This is a genomic window from Embleya sp. NPDC025285, from assembly GCF_055558835.1.
This window is the reverse complement of the sequence record NZ_JBVHLU010000053.1, coordinates 60,485-75,983: the sequence shown is the minus strand read 5'-3', so window position 1 is coordinate 75,983 and position 15,499 is coordinate 60,485. Positions and strand designations below refer to the sequence as shown.

14 protein-coding genes are annotated in these 15,499 nt (G+C 70.5%); 10 read left to right on the top strand and 4 right to left on the bottom strand.

Going from position 1 to position 15,499, the window contains the following annotated elements; all coding sequences use genetic code 11:
* Window positions 1-114 precede the first annotated feature (114 nt).
* From ACZ4FV_RS30570 to ACZ4FV_RS30560, 3 genes are all read right to left on the bottom strand, one after another.
* Window positions 115-1,047, bottom strand: coding sequence for a DUF5667 domain-containing protein (locus ACZ4FV_RS30570; RefSeq protein WP_465323787.1), 933 nt, complete (start codon window positions 1,045-1,047; stop codon window positions 115-117).
* A 438-nt stretch (window positions 1,048-1,485) separates the two neighbouring features.
* A complete protein-coding gene (locus ACZ4FV_RS30565) occupies window positions 1,486-2,271 on the bottom strand; it encodes an ECF subfamily RNA polymerase sigma factor, BldN family (RefSeq protein ID WP_395866901.1) in 786 nt (261 codons plus the stop codon).
* A gap of 311 nt (window positions 2,272-2,582) precedes the next feature.
* On the bottom strand, window positions 2,583-3,488 hold the full coding sequence (locus tag ACZ4FV_RS30560) for an HAD family hydrolase (RefSeq protein ID WP_395866903.1): 906 nt from the start codon (window positions 3,486-3,488) through the stop codon (window positions 2,583-2,585).
* A 165-nt stretch (window positions 3,489-3,653) separates the two neighbouring features.
* Here ACZ4FV_RS30560 and ACZ4FV_RS30555 point away from each other — a divergent pair, with 165 nt between their 5' ends.
* The 9 genes from ACZ4FV_RS30555 to ACZ4FV_RS30515 all read left to right on the top strand — a co-directional run bounded on the left by ACZ4FV_RS30555 (window position 3,654) and on the right by ACZ4FV_RS30515 (window position 12,921).
* The gene (locus tag ACZ4FV_RS30555; protein ID WP_395866905.1) at window positions 3,654-3,923 is read left to right on the top strand and encodes a glutaredoxin family protein; all 270 of its coding nucleotides are present in this window, start codon (window positions 3,654-3,656) and stop codon (window positions 3,921-3,923) included.
* Window positions 3,924-4,218: 295 nt separating this feature from the next.
* Complete coding sequence (locus ACZ4FV_RS30550) at window positions 4,219-4,962, top strand: redox-sensing transcriptional repressor Rex (RefSeq protein ID WP_078976624.1); 744 nt, start codon at window positions 4,219-4,221, stop codon at window positions 4,960-4,962.
* 58 nt (window positions 4,963-5,020) lie between these two features.
* A complete protein-coding gene (locus ACZ4FV_RS30545; RefSeq protein ID WP_402234561.1) occupies window positions 5,021-6,349 on the top strand; it encodes a glutamyl-tRNA reductase in 1,329 nt (442 codons plus the stop codon).
* On the top strand, window positions 6,346-7,278 hold the full coding sequence (gene hemC / locus ACZ4FV_RS30540) for a hydroxymethylbilane synthase (RefSeq protein ID WP_395866908.1): 933 nt from the start codon (window positions 6,346-6,348) through the stop codon (window positions 7,276-7,278). Before ACZ4FV_RS30545 ends, hemC begins: the two co-directional genes overlap by 4 nt.
* Window positions 7,275-8,882, top strand: coding sequence for a bifunctional uroporphyrinogen-III C-methyltransferase/uroporphyrinogen-III synthase (locus ACZ4FV_RS30535; RefSeq protein WP_395866910.1), 1,608 nt, complete (start codon window positions 7,275-7,277; stop codon window positions 8,880-8,882). Before hemC ends, ACZ4FV_RS30535 begins: the two co-directional genes overlap by 4 nt.
* Window positions 8,883-9,037: 155 nt before the next feature.
* Window positions 9,038-10,036 carry a porphobilinogen synthase gene (gene hemB, locus ACZ4FV_RS30530; protein ID WP_395866912.1) on the top strand — a complete coding sequence of 333 codons (999 nt, stop codon included), beginning with the start codon at window positions 9,038-9,040 and terminating at the stop codon, window positions 10,034-10,036.
* A gap of 143 nt (window positions 10,037-10,179) precedes the next feature.
* A complete protein-coding gene (locus tag ACZ4FV_RS30525; protein WP_402234564.1) occupies window positions 10,180-10,800 on the top strand; it encodes a Uma2 family endonuclease in 621 nt (206 codons plus the stop codon).
* Window positions 10,801-11,804: 1,004 nt separating this feature from the next.
* The gene (locus tag ACZ4FV_RS30520) at window positions 11,805-12,236 is read left to right on the top strand and encodes a DUF4260 family protein (protein ID WP_402234565.1); all 432 of its coding nucleotides are present in this window, start codon (window positions 11,805-11,807) and stop codon (window positions 12,234-12,236) included.
* Window positions 12,229-12,921: a TetR/AcrR family transcriptional regulator gene (locus ACZ4FV_RS30515; RefSeq protein ID WP_465323786.1), complete on the top strand. Its 693-nt coding sequence runs from the start codon at window positions 12,229-12,231 to the stop codon at window positions 12,919-12,921. Before ACZ4FV_RS30520 ends, ACZ4FV_RS30515 begins: the two co-directional genes overlap by 8 nt.
* A 306-nt stretch (window positions 12,922-13,227) precedes the next feature.
* Here the strand turns inward: ACZ4FV_RS30515 and ACZ4FV_RS30510 are convergent, their stop codons facing one another.
* The gene (locus ACZ4FV_RS30510; protein ID WP_465323785.1) at window positions 13,228-13,620 is read right to left on the bottom strand and encodes a Rieske (2Fe-2S) protein; all 393 of its coding nucleotides are present in this window, start codon (window positions 13,618-13,620) and stop codon (window positions 13,228-13,230) included.
* Window positions 13,621-13,841: 221 nt separating this feature from the next.
* Here ACZ4FV_RS30510 and ACZ4FV_RS30505 point away from each other — a divergent pair, with 221 nt between their 5' ends.
* Window positions 13,842-15,404, top strand: a complete 1,563-nt coding sequence (locus ACZ4FV_RS30505; protein WP_395866921.1) for a class I adenylate-forming enzyme family protein — start codon at window positions 13,842-13,844, stop codon at window positions 15,402-15,404.
* Window positions 15,405-15,499: the final 95 nt, after the last annotated feature.

Below are 15,499 nucleotides of genomic sequence, written 5' to 3'. Positions count from 1 at the left end.
TCCTCCTTGGGGGAGCCCCTCGGGGGTTCAAAAAAAAGAGGCGGGAGCCCGTGGACCCCCCCCCCACCCCCCGCTCGCGTCTTCACCGGTCGACCGGGCCCGGCCCGGTCGGGGTCAGCCCTGCGGTTCGTCCTCCGCGGGGCCGAGCAGGTTGAGCCCGATACCCGGCAGGCCGGGCAGCAGCGGCGGCAGGATCTGACCCTTGGGCGTCTTCGCCGGGGTCGGCGTCGTGCCCGCGCCACCGGACTGGGCACTGGGGCTCTGCGCGGGCGGGCCGCCGAGCAGCGGGATGTTCAGCCCCGGCAGCAGGCCGCCGTTCTGCGGCTGCTGCTGTGGAGCGGAACCGCCCGGTGCCGCCGAGCCGTTCGGCTGCGGTGCGCCGTTCGCCGCGGTGCCGCCCGAGCCGGGTGGTTGCGGGGCGAGCGGGTGTGACCCGGTGTCCGGCCCGCCGGGCGGGTTCGCGCCCGGAGCGGCCGGCGAGCCGCCGGAGCGCCCATTCTCGGCGGGTGCGGACGAGGTCTTGCCCGCGGTGCCCGCGATCGGGGCGACCTGTTCGTTGATCGCGGTGAGCAGGGTACGGACCCGGTCCCGCTCGGAGGCGAGCTCCGGTGGGAGGCGGTCGCCGATCCGGTCCATGCGCTCGTGGCCGGACCGGGCGAAGTCGGCCAGATTGCGCATCGGGCCTTCGCTGCCGCTCTTGCGGAAGTGGTCGGTGAGCAGCGCGCGGCCCTTGTCGGCCTCTTCGCGCCAGTCGTCGAGCACCTGCCGCAGGTGCCGCACCGTCGCCTTGTCGGCGGGGGTTCGGCCGGTCCGCTTGAGCAGTTGTTCGGCCTCGCCCATTCGGGTCTCGGCCTGCTGGAGATAGCGCTCGCCGCGCTCGTGGTCGTTGTCCGCGAGCGAGATCTTGAAGTCTTCGACCGTGCGCTTGACGCCGTACGTCATGTCGCCGGGCAGCGCGTCGGAGCTGGCGTACGCCACCCCGCCGAGGCCGCTGCCGGTGACCACGACGAACGTGCCCGCGATGGCCGCGCGCCGACGCCAGCGCACGGTGCGCGGCGGGGCCGCGAGCTCCTTGCGCCGGTGCGCGCCGCGGGCACGGTGGCGCTGCCCTCGGTCGCGGGCAGCGCCGCGGCCTCGTCCAGCAGCCGTTGCCGGAGCGCGGTTCGAAAGTCCGTGCTCGGCACGGGTGCCGACTCGGACCGATCTCGCAGCAGCTCGGCGGTCCGCAGTAGCGGGGCCAGCCCGGGCGGGGGCTCTGCCGATCGGTTGTTGCGGTCGTTCTCGTCGAGGGCTCGCGCGAAGGCGTTCGCGGGTCGCCGATCCAGGGCCGCAATGCTCACAGGCCGCACCTCCTCTCCCCGGATGTCCGTCCAGGGAAGTCTCCGGGTCGGGGGCCACAGGGCGGCTCCCCGCCGCAACGATCCCCGAAGGGGTTCGCTATCGAGGAGAACGATCCGGCGACCCCGAAGGTTACGGAAGTGTGATTCACCGCACGTCCTCGGGCAGCAGTCGGGCGAGGGTCCGTACGGCGCGGTATTGCAACGTCTTGATCGCCCCCTCGTTCTTACCCATGATCTGTGCGGTCTCCGCGACCGAGAGTCCCTGCAGGAAGCGCAGGGTCACACATTCCTGCTGCTGGGGGTTGAGCTTGTGCACGGCGTCCAGGAGGGCCGCGTTGGACAGCGATTCCAGGACACAGTCCTCGGGGCTGGACTCGACCTCGTTCGCGTCGAGCATCTCCCCGGTGGTGACCTCCAGGCGGAACCGGCTGGACTTGAAGTGGTCGGCGACCAGGTTGCGCGCGATGGTCACCAGCCAGGCGCCGAAGTCACGGCCCTGCCAGGTGAAGGTGCCGATCCGACGCAGCGCGCGCAGGAAGGTCTCGCTGGTCAGGTCCTCGGCGACGGCGCGGCCGCCGACCCGGTAGTAGATGTACCGGTAGACGGTGTCGAAGTAGTTGTCGTAAAGCTGGGCGAATGCGTCGCCGTCGCCGTCCTGGGCGAGTTCGACGAGGGCCATGATGCGGCGGGCCTCGCCGTCCGGACCCGGTCCCCGGGTGTACCCGGATCCTCGGGTCGGACGGGTCGGTTCGGTGGTGCCGGCGCGCGACGCGAGGGCGAAGCCCACGGGTCCGGCCGGGGTCGCGTAGCAAACCCCCGCGCCGTAACCGGCGGTGGCGGCGAAGCCGACGGACGGGGGGGCAAAGCTCGCGCACACCGCCGCACGCAGTGTCGCCAGCCCGGACACGTCAACCCGGACGATTCGGTGCACGGGACTCCCTGTTGCTTCAGCGGTAATTACGTTCGGTGCGGAATCGATCACCCATAGTAGGGAACTTGGATACCGCCGTGCGCCGATCGAGAATAACGCTTAGTAAAGGAAGGGATACCAAGTGTGCCCATCGGCGTTGTGAAGCTACCGGGATCGACCGCTGTTGTGTGCTCTTTGCGTGTTTGCCGGGTTGTCACGGGTCGGGTGTGCTATATGCGGACAACTCGCCGTCGATCGGGTGTCCCGGGACAGCCGCAAACGACCCCCTCGTCGCAGGTCGCGGGGGGTGTGGGGGTGTTCGGGTGGACCGCTCAGACGCGGCCCGGCACCCGGCGCCGAACGGCGGTGCCGGCGGCCAGCGCACCCGCGACCGCGCCCACGCCGGCGGCGGCCGGCAGCCCGATCCGGGCGGCCTTGCGACCGGTGCGGTAGTCCTTTACACGCCACCCGTTCGCCCGGGCGTGGCGGCGTAGTCGGGCGTCCGGATTGACCGCGCACGGATCGCCCACCAGGGTCAACATCGGGATGTCGTTGGCCGAGTCGCTGTAGGCCGAGCAGTCGGTCAGGTCCAGGCCCTCGCTCACCGCGAGCGCGCGGACGGCCTCCGCCTTGGCCTCGCCGTGCAGCAGTTCGCCGACCAGGCGCCCGGTGTACACGCCGTCCCGGGTCTCGGAGACGGTGCCCAGCGCGCCGGTCAGACCCAGTCGGCCGGCGATCGTGGTGGCGATCTCGATCGGTGCGGCGGTGACCAACCACACCTGGCGACCCGCGTCCAGGTGCATCTGGGCCAGTCCCCGGGTGCCCGGCCAGATCTTGTCCGACATGCACTCGTCGAAGATCTCCTCGCCGATCACCCGGATCTCCTCGACGGTGTGGCCCTTGGCGAACGACAGCGCCATCTCCTGGGCGTCGCCGACGTGCCCCATGTGCTCGCCGCCGAGCCGGAACCGGGCCTGCTGCCAGCCGAACCGGGCGATGTCGCGGGTGCCGAAGAACCGGCGCGCGTACAGCCCCCGGGCCAGGTGGAAGATCGACGCGCCGCGCATCACGGTGTTGTCGAGGTCGAAGAACGCGGCGCCGATCCGCGGCGGCAGGCCGTCGTCGCCGAGGGCGCGCGGCGGGACGCTCGCGTGTGCCGCCGCGGCGGCGGCCTCACCCGCCCGCACGGCACTGTCGTTGGTGTTCTTGGTCGTCGATCGCCGGCGCAAGAGAACCATGGAGCCGAGCGTAGTAGGCGCGTATTGCGGGTGTGTGGCGGTCGTCTTGCGACGGCGCGCCGCCCGGATGAAGCCCGGCCTCGTCCGGCGCGTCGCCGGGACCGGATCGGGCCGGTCCGGGAGCGGCCTTCTGGCCGGCGCCCTCGGCGGGTGACAATCGAGGACGTGAATCTCTTCCGCCGCCGTACCGACGCCGCGACCCGCACCGTGACGCTGTTGAGCAAGCCCGGTTGTCACCTGTGTGACGACGCCCGCGCCGTCATCGAACGGGTGACCGGGGAGCTGGGCGTGACCTGGACGGAGGTCGACATCACCCAGGACGCGGAGCTGCAGCACAAGTACTGGGAGCAGATCCCGGTGACCATGGTGGACGGCAGGCAGCACGACTTCTGGCGGGTGGACGAGCGGCGGCTGCGTCGCGCACTGGGCGGCTGAGCGGATCCCGGTCCCGGGCCGGCCGCGTGGCGGACGCCGGGCGAGGGGCCGGCGAAGGGGCCGCCGGAGGGAAATATCGCCGACACGTACGGTGAGGGGGCGTGCGCGATCGGATACCACGACTACGCATGGACCACGCGAAGGTCACCTCGTGTGATCGAGTTCACGCTCCGCTTCGGAACCAAGGCGTGACGAGCATCACGACAGGCGCGCAAATCGGACACCTACTTTGTGCGTACGTTCACAAAAGCCTAACCTGGCAATCGAAATCCCAGGTCCCACCCACAGGAGCAGCGTGGCTACAGGGCGTACCGAGCGACCGGCGCAACGGGGACGTGGCATCCCCGAGGCGACGGTGGCGCGGCTTCCGCTGTACCTCCGGGCGCTCAGTGCGCTGTCGGAGCGGGGTGTTCCCACGGTCTCGTCCGAGGAACTCGCCGCTGCCGCCGGGGTGAATTCGGCGAAGTTGCGCAAGGACCTGTCGTATCTCGGCTCCTACGGCACCCGCGGGGTCGGTTACGACGTCGAGTATCTCGTGTACCAAATCTCGCGTGAACTCGGGCTCACCCAAGACTGGCCGGTCGCCATCATCGGCATAGGAAACCTGGGTCACGCCCTCGCCAACTACGGCGGGTTCGCCTCCCGGGGATTCCGGGTCGCGGCGCTTCTGGACGCCGATCGGGCGGTCACCGGTCAGCGGATCGCGGGCATGGCGGTGCGCCATATGGACGACCTCGAGCAGATCGTGCGCGAGGACCATGTGTCGATCGGCGTGATCACCACGCCCGCGCCGGCCGCGCAGGAGGTGGCCGATCGGCTGGTCGCCGCCGGCATCACCAGCATCCTGAACTTCGCGCCCACGGTCCTCTCGGTGCCCGAGGGCGTGGACGTGCGCAAGGTGGATCTGTCCATCGAGTTGCAGATCCTGGCCTTCCACGAACAGCGCAAGTCCGGTCTCGATCCCGTCGCGGGACCGGTTCCGGCGCGACCCTCGAAGCCGGGGGAACGCGGCGACCTCCCCGAGGTGATGCCGGCGTGACCGGCTGTCGCGTGGGTGTCGCGCCCGCGAACACGGCGAACAACGGTAGGAAGACACCATGAGTGTCCTGGCGGTCGGTCTGAGTCATCGGACGGCCGAGGTCAGTCTCCTGGAACGGGTCTCGGTCACCGGGCAAGCCCAGGAGGCGCTGCTGCACGACCTGATCGCGGCCGAGCCGGTCGGCGAGGCCGTGCTGCTGTCGACCTGCAATCGGGTCGAGGTCTACGCGGACGTGGACCGCTTCCACGGCGGGGTCACCGAATTGGGCAACCTGCTGTCGCGGCACACCGGCGTCCCGGTGTCCGAGCTGACCCCGTGCCTGTACGTGCACTACGAGGACCGTGCCGTCCAGCACCTGTTCTCGGTGGCCTGCGGGCTCGACTCGATGGTGGTCGGCGAAGGGCAGATCCTCGGTCAGATAAAGGCGGCGCTGGCGCTCGCGCAGACCCACGGCACCGCCGGTCGGGTCCTGAACGAGCTGACCCAGCAGGCGCTGCGGGTGGGCAAGCGGGCGCACACCGAGACCGGCATCGACCAGGCCGGCCGGTCGCTGATGACCGTCGGGCTGGCCCAGGCCGAGCTGTCGATGGGCCCGATCGAGGGTTGCCGGGCGCTGGTGGTGGGCGCCGGCTCGATGAGCGCGCTGGCCGCGAAGACGCTGCACCGCGAGGGCGTCGGACACATCGTGGTGGCCAACCGCACCTACGAGCGGGCCGAGCACCTGGCCGAGTCGGTGGCCGGCCGGGCGGCGCCGATGTCCGCGCTGCCCGACGCGCTGGGCTCGGTCGACCTGGTGGTCTCCTGTACCGGCGCGGCCGGTCTGGTGATCGGCCGGGACGAGATCGAGGCGGTGCTGGCAGCCCGCCGCGAGCGCGGGGTCGAGCAGCCGCTCGTGTTGATCGACCTGGCGCTGCCGCGCGACATCGACTCGGGTGTACGCGACCTCGACGGCGTCGTGCTGATCGACCTGGAACTGCTCGCCGAGGTCTCCGCCGGCACGGCCGGCGAGGCCGACGTGGACCTGGTGCGCAAGATCGTCTGCGAGGAGGTCGCGGCGTTCGCGACCGCGCAGCAGGCCCAGCAGGTCGCACCGACCGTGGTCGCGCTGCGCAGCATGGGCTCGGACGTGGTCCGGGCCGAGCTGGACCGGCTCAGTGGCCGGGTCCCGGAGATGGACGACCGGGTGCGCGCCGAGGTCGAGCAGACCGTGCGGCGCGTGGTGGACAAGCTGCTGCACGCGCCGACGGTGCGGGTCAAGCAGTTGGCCGGCGAGCCCGGCGGATCCTCGTACGCGGACGCGCTGCGGATGTTGTTCGATCTCGACCCCGGCACCCCCGAGGTGGTCCGCCGGGCGGACGCCCCCGACGCAGTGGAAGGTGTGGCGTGACCGAAGCACCGTTGCGACTGGGCACCCGGCGCAGCAAGCTGGCGATGGCCCAGTCGGGCCATGTCGCCCAAGCCGTCACGCGCCTGACCGGCCGTGCCGTCGAACTGGTGGAGATCACCACGCACGGCGACGTCTCGCGGGAACAGCTCACGCAGATCGGCGGCACCGGCGTCTTCGTCAACGCGCTGCGCGACGCGCTGCTGGCCGGCGAGGTCGACTTCGTCGTGCACTCGCTCAAGGACCTGCCGACCGCCGACCCCGAGGGCATCACCCTGGTCGCGGTCCCGCCGCGGCACGATCCGCGCGACGCGCTGGTGGCCCGGGACGGGCTCGCGCTCGCCGAGTTGCCGGCCGGCTCCCGGATCGGGACCGGTTCGCCGCGCCGCGCCGCGCAGTTGTTGCTGCTCGGGCTCGGCCACGAGATCGTTCCGATCCGCGGCAACGTCGACACCAGGGTCGGCTTCGTGACGTCCGGCGAACTCGACGCCGTCGTCCTGGCCAAGGCCGGTCTCGGCCGCCTGGGTCGTGCGGAGGAGGTCACCGAGACCTTCGATCCGCTCCACATGCTGCCTGCCCCCGGTCAAGGGGCACTGGCCGTCGAGTGCGCGACACACGATGTCGCCCTCGTCGAACTGCTCGCCGGTTTGGACGACTCGGACACCCGAGCCGCCGTACTGGCCGAGCGCACGCTGCTCGCCGTGTTGGAAGCCGGATGTTCGGCTCCGGTCGGCGCCCTCTGTGAGGTCGCCGAGGGCGAGCAGGTCACCGAGCTGTACCTGCGGGCCGTAGTCGCGAATGTCGACGGCACCGACAGCGTACGGTTGTCCGCCACCGGAACCCTCGACGAGGCGCAGAAGATCGGTCGCGAACTCGCGACCGAACTGCTCGCCCGAGGGGCCTCCGGTTTGATGGGGGAGCGCGTCCCTTGAGCCCCAGAGCGAAGAAGAAGCCCAGCGGCATCGTGACCTTTGTGGGTGCCGGTCCCGGCGACCCGCGACTGCTCACACTGCGGGCCATCGAGGTGCTGGCCGAGGCCGATGTGGTGATCGCCGACGAGGCGACGCTGCGCCAGGTCCTGTTCCACTGCAAGAGCGGCGTCGAGGTCCTCGACCCGGTGACCGGCGACGACGGGGAACTCCTGTCGGCCGTTGCCCGGGCCAAGGTCGTCGTGGCCGCCGCGCGATCGGGCAGGCAGGTCGTCCGGGCCGTGGCGGGTGACCCGTGCGTGGACCAGTCGGTCACGGACGAGATCACCGCGGTCGCGAAGGCGAAGATCGTCTTCGAGGTCGTCCCGGGTGTCCCGGTCAGCACGGCCGTTCCCACGTACGCGGGCATCCCGCTGCACGCGGCCAAGGGCAGCGGTGGCGTTCGCGTCCTCGACATGGCCGAGGCCTCGATCGACTGGGCCACGGTCGGCTCCGTCGACGGCACGCTCGTGTTGCGCGGTGCGCTCGACTCGATCGCCGAGATCGCGCAGGAACTGGTCGCCGGCGGCCGCAAGCCCGCCACGCCGGTCTCGGTCACCGTCAACGGCACCACCACCGAGCAGCGCACCCTGGTGAGCACGCTCGCGCAGGTGGCGTCCGACGTGCGGTCCGCGAAGATCACGCTGCCGGCCGTCGTGGTCGTCGGCGAGGTGGTCGCCCAGCGCGACACCCTGTCGTGGTTCGAGACCAAGCCCCTGTTCGGCTGGAAGGTGCTCGTTCCGCGCACCAAGGAGCAGGCGGTCACGCTGTCCGAGCAACTGCGCTCGTACGGCGCGGTGCCGCACGAGGTGCCGACCATCGCGGTCGAGCCCCCGCGCACACCGCAGCAGATGGAGCGGGCGATCAAGGGCCTGGTCACCGGCCGCTACGAGTGGATCGCGTTCACCTCGGTCAACGCCGTGCGCGCGGTGCGCGAGCGGTTCGAGGACTACGGCCTGGACGCGCGCGCCTTCGCCGGGATCAAGGTCGCGGCCGTCGGCGAGGCGACCGCGCGGGCGTTGGTCGAGTTCGGCGTCAAGCCGGACCTGGTGCCGTCGGGGGAGCAGTCCGCCGCCGGATTGCTGGAGGACTGGCCGCCGTACGACCCGGTCTTCGACCCGATCGACCGGGTGTTCCTGCCGCGTGCCGACATCGCCACCGAGACGCTGGTGGCCGGTCTGGTCGAGTTGGGCTGGGAAGTCGACGACGTCACCGCGTACCGCACGGTGCGCGCGGCGCCGCCGCCGGCGGACACCCGCGAGGCGATCAAGGGCGGCGGCTTCGACGCGGTCCTGTTCACGTCGTCCTCGACGGTGCGCAATCTGGTCGGCATCGCGGGCAAGCCGCACGCGGTGACGGTGATCGCGTGTATCGGCTCGGCGACCGCGAAGACCGCCGAGGAACACGGTCTACGCGTGGACGTGATGGCTCCCGAGCCGTCGGTGTCCGCGTTGGCCGAGGCGCTCGCGGAGTTCGGTACGGCGCGGCGGGCCGCCATGGTGGAGGCGGGTGACCCCGTCACCCGGCCGAGTGAACGGCGGCCGGGGTCGCGACGGAAGGCAAAGTAGGTTACGTGGAGTGGCGCTCAGGATTCGTGGGGTGCCTCTCAGGGCTCGCGGGGTGACTCCGGGGCTCGCGGGGTGACCCTCGGGAGTCGTGGAGTGGCGCTCAGGTTTCGTGGGGTGGCCCGCACACCTCGCATGAGGAAGGCCGAGTAGTTCCGATGTCGTACCAGGCTGACGCATCGTCAGGGTTTCCCGCGCACCGTCCCCGGCGGTTGCGCACGTCCCCGGCGGTGCGCCGCCTGGTCGCGGAGACCCGGCTGCATCCCGCCGACCTGATCCTGCCGCTGTTCGTGCGCGAGGGTGTGCGCGAACCGGTGCCGATCTCGTCGATGCCGGGCGTTGTGCAACACACGCGCGATTCGCTGCGCAAGGCCGCGCACGACGCGGTCGCGGCGGGGGTCGGCGGGCTGATGTTGTTCGGCATCCCGACGGTCAAGGACGCGGTCGGCTCGGCCGGCTTCGACCCCGAGGGCGTGCTCCAGGTCGCCATCCGCGACGTGGTGGCCGAGGTGGGCGCCGACGCGGTGGTGATGTCCGACCTGTGTCTGGACGAGTTCACCGACCACGGGCACTGCGGTGTGTTGGCCGCGGACGGCTCGGTGGACAACGACGCGACGCTGGAGGCGTACGCGCGGATGGCCGTCGTACAGGCCGACGCGGGCGTGCACATGGTCGGCCCCAGCGGCATGATGGACGGTCAGGTCGGGGTGGTCCGGCGGGCGTTGGACGGCGCCGGGTATCAGGACGTGTCGATCCTGGCGTACAGCGTGAAGTACGCGTCGGGCTTCTACGGTCCGTTCCGCGAGGCGGTCGAATCCACGCTCAAGGGCGACCGGATGACCTACCAGCAGGACCCGGCCAACGCCGAGGAGTCCGTGCGCGAGGTCCTGTTGGACGTGGCCGAGGGCGCGGACCTGGTGATGGTCAAGCCCGCGATGTCGTACCTGGACATCGTCCGGCAAATCGCCGACGAGGTGCACGTGCCGGTCGCGGCGTACCAGGTCAGCGGCGAGTACGCGATGGTCGAGGCGGCGGCGGCGAACGGCTGGATCGACCGGGACCGGGTGGTGCTGGAGACGCTGACCTCGATCAAGCGGGCGGGGGCTTCGTCGATCCTGACGTATTGGGCTGCCGAGGTGGCGCGGAAGCTGCGCTGATGGTGCCGATGCGGCGTCGTCACTCGATCGGTTGATCGACATCGATCCGGACTCACGATGGCACGGCTGCCGGTTACGGTCGAGCGAAAGCTTGTCCGCTACCGGCGACCCGTGGTCCGGACTGGGTCAGGAGGTGTTTTCCGATGGCGATCGCGACGCATGAGTTTCATGTGACTGCTTCCGGCTTCGACGCGCTCGACGATGTGCTCTGGCAAGCGTGGAACGAGATGACGCTGCCCGAGGGACTGCGTGCCGAGATCATCGAAGGAGCCATCGAGGTGTCTCCCACCGGGTCCCGGCGCCATGGGAAGGTAGCGAACCGTCTGCGTGACGCGCTTGGGGATCACTTGGACGCGGATGATTCGCTCGCGGCCTACCAGGACATCAACGTCATTTGTCGCCGCAAGGTGTATATCCCGGATGTTTTCGTGGCTCCCGAGGATGTGGACGAGGCTCCGGATCCCGACGGGCTCGGCGTGTCCGCATCGGGTGTGATCCTGGTTGCCGAGATCGTGTCACCCGGGCGAGAGGCCGGGGCACGCGATCGAGACCGCAAGCGTCGCGCCTATGCCGAGGCCGGCATCGACGTCTACGTGATCATCGATGACTTCGATGAGGACGGGGTCGTTACGGTGCTGAGCAAGCCGGACGCTGTCAAGGGCGAGTACGGAATGGTGATTCGGGCGACCTACGGAACTGTGGCCACCATTCCGGACGGCCCGCTGAAGGGCTTTGCGATCGGTCCGGAGATCACCGCCCGCTGATTCGGCGTCAGGAGCGTAGTCGGGTCAGGGTTGTCGGCGGCAGGTGCCGGCCAGGAGGGCCCGTGCTGCGGCGACTTCGGTGATCACCTGTTCGTCGGTGGTCGCGAGTGCCCGCGGGCGTTCGCGACCGGGCTGCGCGAGGTTGTGGGTCGCGTGGCCGGTGAGGTGGTCGTCGGGTGAGATTGCTGGGTGGCCCGGCCCGTAGTGCCCGTAGCGCCCGTTGTGCCGGTTGTTCGGGCTTGGGTTCGCACTCGGGTTCGGGGGCTTGGGCTGGGGCTGGGGTGGTCACTCGTACGTGGGAATTTCGGGGGTTCGCTCGGGGTGATCCACTGGGCGGCGCCAACCTTGCGCCATGGCCAACTCTCGGTTCGCGGCGCGGTGTCTGCTGGTGGCATGTGTGTGCGTGCCGGCTGCTGGGGCCTGCGGTACGGCGGGCGCCGAGGGTGGTGGGCGGGCGGTCGTCGAGGTCGAGTCCGGTGGGGGTTCGGGCGGCGCACGGTACGAGGCGCGGGTTGGGCGGACCGGCGCCGGGTACGCGCCGGGGAGTGAGCGCTTCGAGGGGTCCGGGATGGCGCAGGGCCGGTGGTGAGGGTCGGGGGTGTCACCAAACCGCCGACGAAACCGACGAATCCGCGGCCACCTCGGCCTCCGGCGACCAAACCGCCGAAGCCGCCTGTGCCCAAGCCGCCGGTGTTGGGGTCGTCGGTGTCGAAGTGGTCGGCGCTGCGGTTGTTGGTGCTGGACCCGCCGGAATCGGCGGTGTCAGGGGTGCCGGTGGGGTCGACGCAGTGGCCGATTGCCGGATTGGTGATCGGGCTCGCGCCGGCTTTGCTGATGTCGGTCGGGTCCGTGGCGCTTGTCGTCCCCAGGTCGGGAGTCGGTGGGCACGCGCGACGTTCGTGAGGGGACGAGAATGCCGTCGAGACTTGACGGCTAACGGTGTTAGCCGGATGATGGACGCGAGCGGCTAACATTGTTAGCCTCAGGCGAACGGAGGCGGCGGCATGAGCACCATTGCGCACACGGGAATCGGCGGCTCGGCCGTGGTCCGACGGATCCGACGCGGAGCGTGGATCGCGTCGACGTTGTTCCTGGCCGCCTTCGCGGTGTTCGAGAGCGTGAAGTACGGCTTCGTCACCTCGGCGGCGGCGCTGCTCTTCTTCGTGCTGCCCGACCTGACCATGTTCATCGGCGCCACGGACGCGGCGCGCGACGGTACGCACCAGCCCGGTCGGCTCCAGCCGCGCGCGGTGCCGTTCTACAACGCGCTGCACCGGGTCTGGGTCCCGCTGATCGTGCTGGTCGCGTACACCGTCACGCCCGTCGTCTGGCCGCCGCTGTTCACCGCCGGCCTCGGCTGGCTCACCCACATCGCGATGGACCGTGCCGCCGGGTACGGACTGCGCACTCCGGAAGGATTCCGCAAGCATGTCTGACGTGTTGTCATCGCCCCTCAGCGCCAGGGCTCGCGAGATCGTGGTCGCCGCGCGGGAACTCCTGGAGGGGGAGGGTCCGGATGCGGTGTCGATGCGGCGGATCGCGGACCGGATCGGCATCAAGGCGCCGTCGTTGTACAAGCACTTCCCGGACAAGTCAGCGGTCGAGAACGCACTGATCGCCCAGGGCATGGCCGAACTCGCGGAGGCACTGGAGGCCGTCGAGGCTGCGGACGGTCCGGGCGATCGGGGGGCCGATGGTGTGGTCGGTGGGGTCGGGGCGGGCAGTGGAGTGGGCGCTGGGGCGGGTGGCCCAGCGGCCGGGGGCGGCTCGTCCGGAGCGGCGAGTGCGGGTGGGGTGGCCGACGTGGTTCGGGGTGAGGGGCGGATCGCGGCGCTGGCGGGGGCGTACCGCGCGTACGCGCTGGCCCATCCGGATCTGTATCGACTGATGAGTGACCGGCCCCTGGACCGCGGCGCGTTGCCGGCGGGACTGGAGGCTCGCGCGGCGGCGCCACTGGTGCGAGCCGTGGGCGGCGACGCCGACGCCGCGCGCGCCGTATGGGGCTTCGCCCACGGCATGGTCGCGTTGGAACTGGCCGGCCGCTTTCCACCGGGTGCGGACCTCTCCGGAGCCTGGACCAAGGGCTGCGGCGCCTTTTCCGCGTACCCGACCGCGATCTGAGCGCGCGGTTGTCGGCTTCAAACGCCGGCCGGGCTGGGTGGGGCGTCGGTTGGGTTGGGGTGGCCTCAAGCGCCGGCCGGGCTGAATTGGGTGGCTCGGGCTGTGGGCGTGGGCCGGGTGGGTGGTACTGAGTGGCCTCGCGTTTTTCGGGTGAGGCGGCTTTTTGGGCTTGGGGCCGCCAAGTGGTCGGGGGCCGCTCGGGTTCAAGCGCCCGTCGTTCCCTGCCCGCCGTCGCAGGCCGACGTTCGTCGTGCGGTGCTGCCTTCTCGTCGCCGGCCTGTGGTTTGAGAGCCGTGACTCGGGGGGTCAGGGGGAGTCGAGGGGCGGAGTGGGGTTGGGGCAGGGGGATTTCTGGGCTTTGCGGGTGGGGCGGGGAGTGGGGGAGTGGTAGAGGAGGCCGTCTTGGAGCCAGGAGGTGTAGGTGTGGAGGGGGCGGCAGGGGAGTTGGCCGGTGGAGCGGCCGGTGGCCAGTTCGAAGGTGGCTTTGTGGGCCGGGCAGGTGAGGTGTTCGTTGGTCAGGGTGCCTCTGGAGAGGATCGCGCCGGCGTGGGGGCAGCGGTCCTCGAAGACGTGGACCGTGTCGCCGTGGCGCAGGATCGCGACCGGGGGGCTGGTGGCGACCCGGGTCGGGACGTCCTCGGGGAGGCTCGCGAGCGGGCCCAGGCACACCGGCGGGCGCTCCCGGCGGAAGGGTGACATTTTGCCCCCGGGGTAGGCGGTACCGCCCCAGGTTAGGCAGTCCCGGGTCGGTTGGCCAGTACTCGATCAAGCTTGCGAACGATCCGGTTGTGATGCGCGTGACCACGCGAAGTCTTTCTTCCCGCAAAGCTTCTGACGTACCGTCAGGTCAGCACCCGGGCGCTGGCCCCGCCATGCCCGGGCACCGTACCCCCGGCCCCGGCTTCCCGCGCGGAGGACACGTGTCTGACCCGATCTACGACGCCACCACTCTCTGGGAGCTGGTGGAGCGCCGCGCGGCGGCGACTCCCGATGTGCCCATGTTGCTCGACCCGGAGGACCGTACGGTCACCTTCGGTGAGTTCAAGGCGTGGGCGGAGCGCGTGGCCGCGGGCTATCACGCGCTCGGTGTCACCGCCGGTACCCGCGTGACCTGGCAGTTGACCACGCGGATCGAGTCCATCGTGGTCTCCTTCGCGCTGGCTCGACTGGGCGCGGTGCAGAACCCGATCATCCCGTTCTACCGGGAGAAGGAGGTCGGCTTCTGTCTGCGGCAGACCGGCGCCGAGTTCTTCCTGTGTCCGCGTAGCTGGAAGGGCTTCGACTTCCTGGCGATGGGCGAGTCGCTCGCGAAGGACATGGCGCAGCCGCCGACCGTGTTGGTGGCGTACGACGAGCTGCCCGAGGGCGACCCGGCCGGGCTGCCGGCCGCGCCGACCGACGGGGACGAGGTGCGCTGGCTCTACTACACCTCCGGCACCACCTCCGACCCGAAGGGTGTGCAGCACAGCGACTCCACGCTGCTCGCGGGCGGCAAGGGCCTGGCCGTCGCGCTCGACATGTCGCGGTCCGACGTCGGCTCGATCGCCTTCCCGTACGCGCACATCGCGGGCCCGGACTACATCGTCACGGTGCTCGCCTCCGGCTTCCCGGCCGTGATCGTGGAGAACTTCGACCCGGCCGGCGTGGTGCCCGTGTACAAGCGGCTCGGCGTCACCATGGTCGGCGGCTCGACCGCGTTCTACGTCGCGTTCCTGAACGAACAGCGCAAGCAGCCCGGCGAGAAGATCATCCCGACGCTGCGGATCGTCTCGGGCGGCGGCGCGCCCAAGCCGCCGGAGCTGGTCGCCGAGGTTCGCGACGAGATGCGGGCGATCCTGTGCCACGGATACGGGATGACCGAGGTCCCGATGATCGCCCAGGGCGGCCCGCACGACTCCGAGGACCAGCGTTCGTACACCGAGGGCAAGCCTGTCACCGGTATTCAGGTGCGGATCGCCAGGGCCGACGGGAGCGTCGCGGAGACCGGCGAGGAGGGCGAGGTCCGGCTGCGCGGGCCGATGGTGTTCAAGGGGTACACCGACCCCGCGCTGACCGCCGACGCGTTCGACGAGGACGGTTTCTTCCGTACCGGCGACCTGGGCAGGCTGCGGGCCGACGGACACCTCTCGCTCACCGGTCGGCTCAAGGACGTGATCATCCGGAAGGGTGAGAACATCTCGGCCCGCGAGATCGAGGATCTGCTCTTCGCCCATCCGAAGGTCGCCGACGCGGCGGTGATCGGCCTGGTCGATCGCGAGCGCGGCGAGCGGGTGTGCGCCGTGGTCGAGCGGCAACCGGGTGAGGCCGACCTGGAGTTCGCCGAGATGGTCGGATACCTGCGCGAGGCCGGGTTGATGACGCAGAAGATCCCGGAGCAGTTGGAACTGGTCGACGCGCTGCCCCGGAACGAGACGCTGCGCAAGGTGTTGAAGTTCAAGCTTCGTGAGGAGTACGACAAGAAGCCCTGGACGCCCGATCGCTGACGGCCGGTCAGCCGTAGCCGCCCGGAGCGATTCTTCGATCGGGCGCTCTTCGATCGGGTGCTCCCCGAATCGGGTGTTTCTCGGATCAGGCGTTC

Excerpts from the sequence above, each read along its gene's own strand:
- ACZ4FV_RS30560 (WP_395866903.1), bottom strand. The coding sequence starts at position 3,488 with ATGGTTCTCTTGCGCCGGCGATCGACGACCAAGAACACCAACGACAGT.
- ACZ4FV_RS30520 (WP_402234565.1), top strand. The coding sequence starts at position 11,805 with ATGAGCACCATTGCGCACACGGGAATCGGCGGCTCGGCCGTGGTCCGA.
- ACZ4FV_RS30545 (WP_402234561.1), top strand. The coding sequence starts at position 5,021 with ATGAGTGTCCTGGCGGTCGGTCTGAGTCATCGGACGGCCGAGGTCAGT.
- ACZ4FV_RS30525 (WP_402234564.1), top strand. The coding sequence starts at position 10,180 with ATGGCGATCGCGACGCATGAGTTTCATGTGACTGCTTCCGGCTTCGAC.
- ACZ4FV_RS30515 (WP_465323786.1), top strand. The coding sequence starts at position 12,229 with ATGTCTGACGTGTTGTCATCGCCCCTCAGCGCCAGGGCTCGCGAGATC.
- hemB (WP_395866912.1), top strand. The coding sequence starts at position 9,038 with ATGTCGTACCAGGCTGACGCATCGTCAGGGTTTCCCGCGCACCGTCCC.
- ACZ4FV_RS30510 (WP_465323785.1), bottom strand. The coding sequence starts at position 13,620 with ATGTCACCCTTCCGCCGGGAGCGCCCGCCGGTGTGCCTGGGCCCGCTC.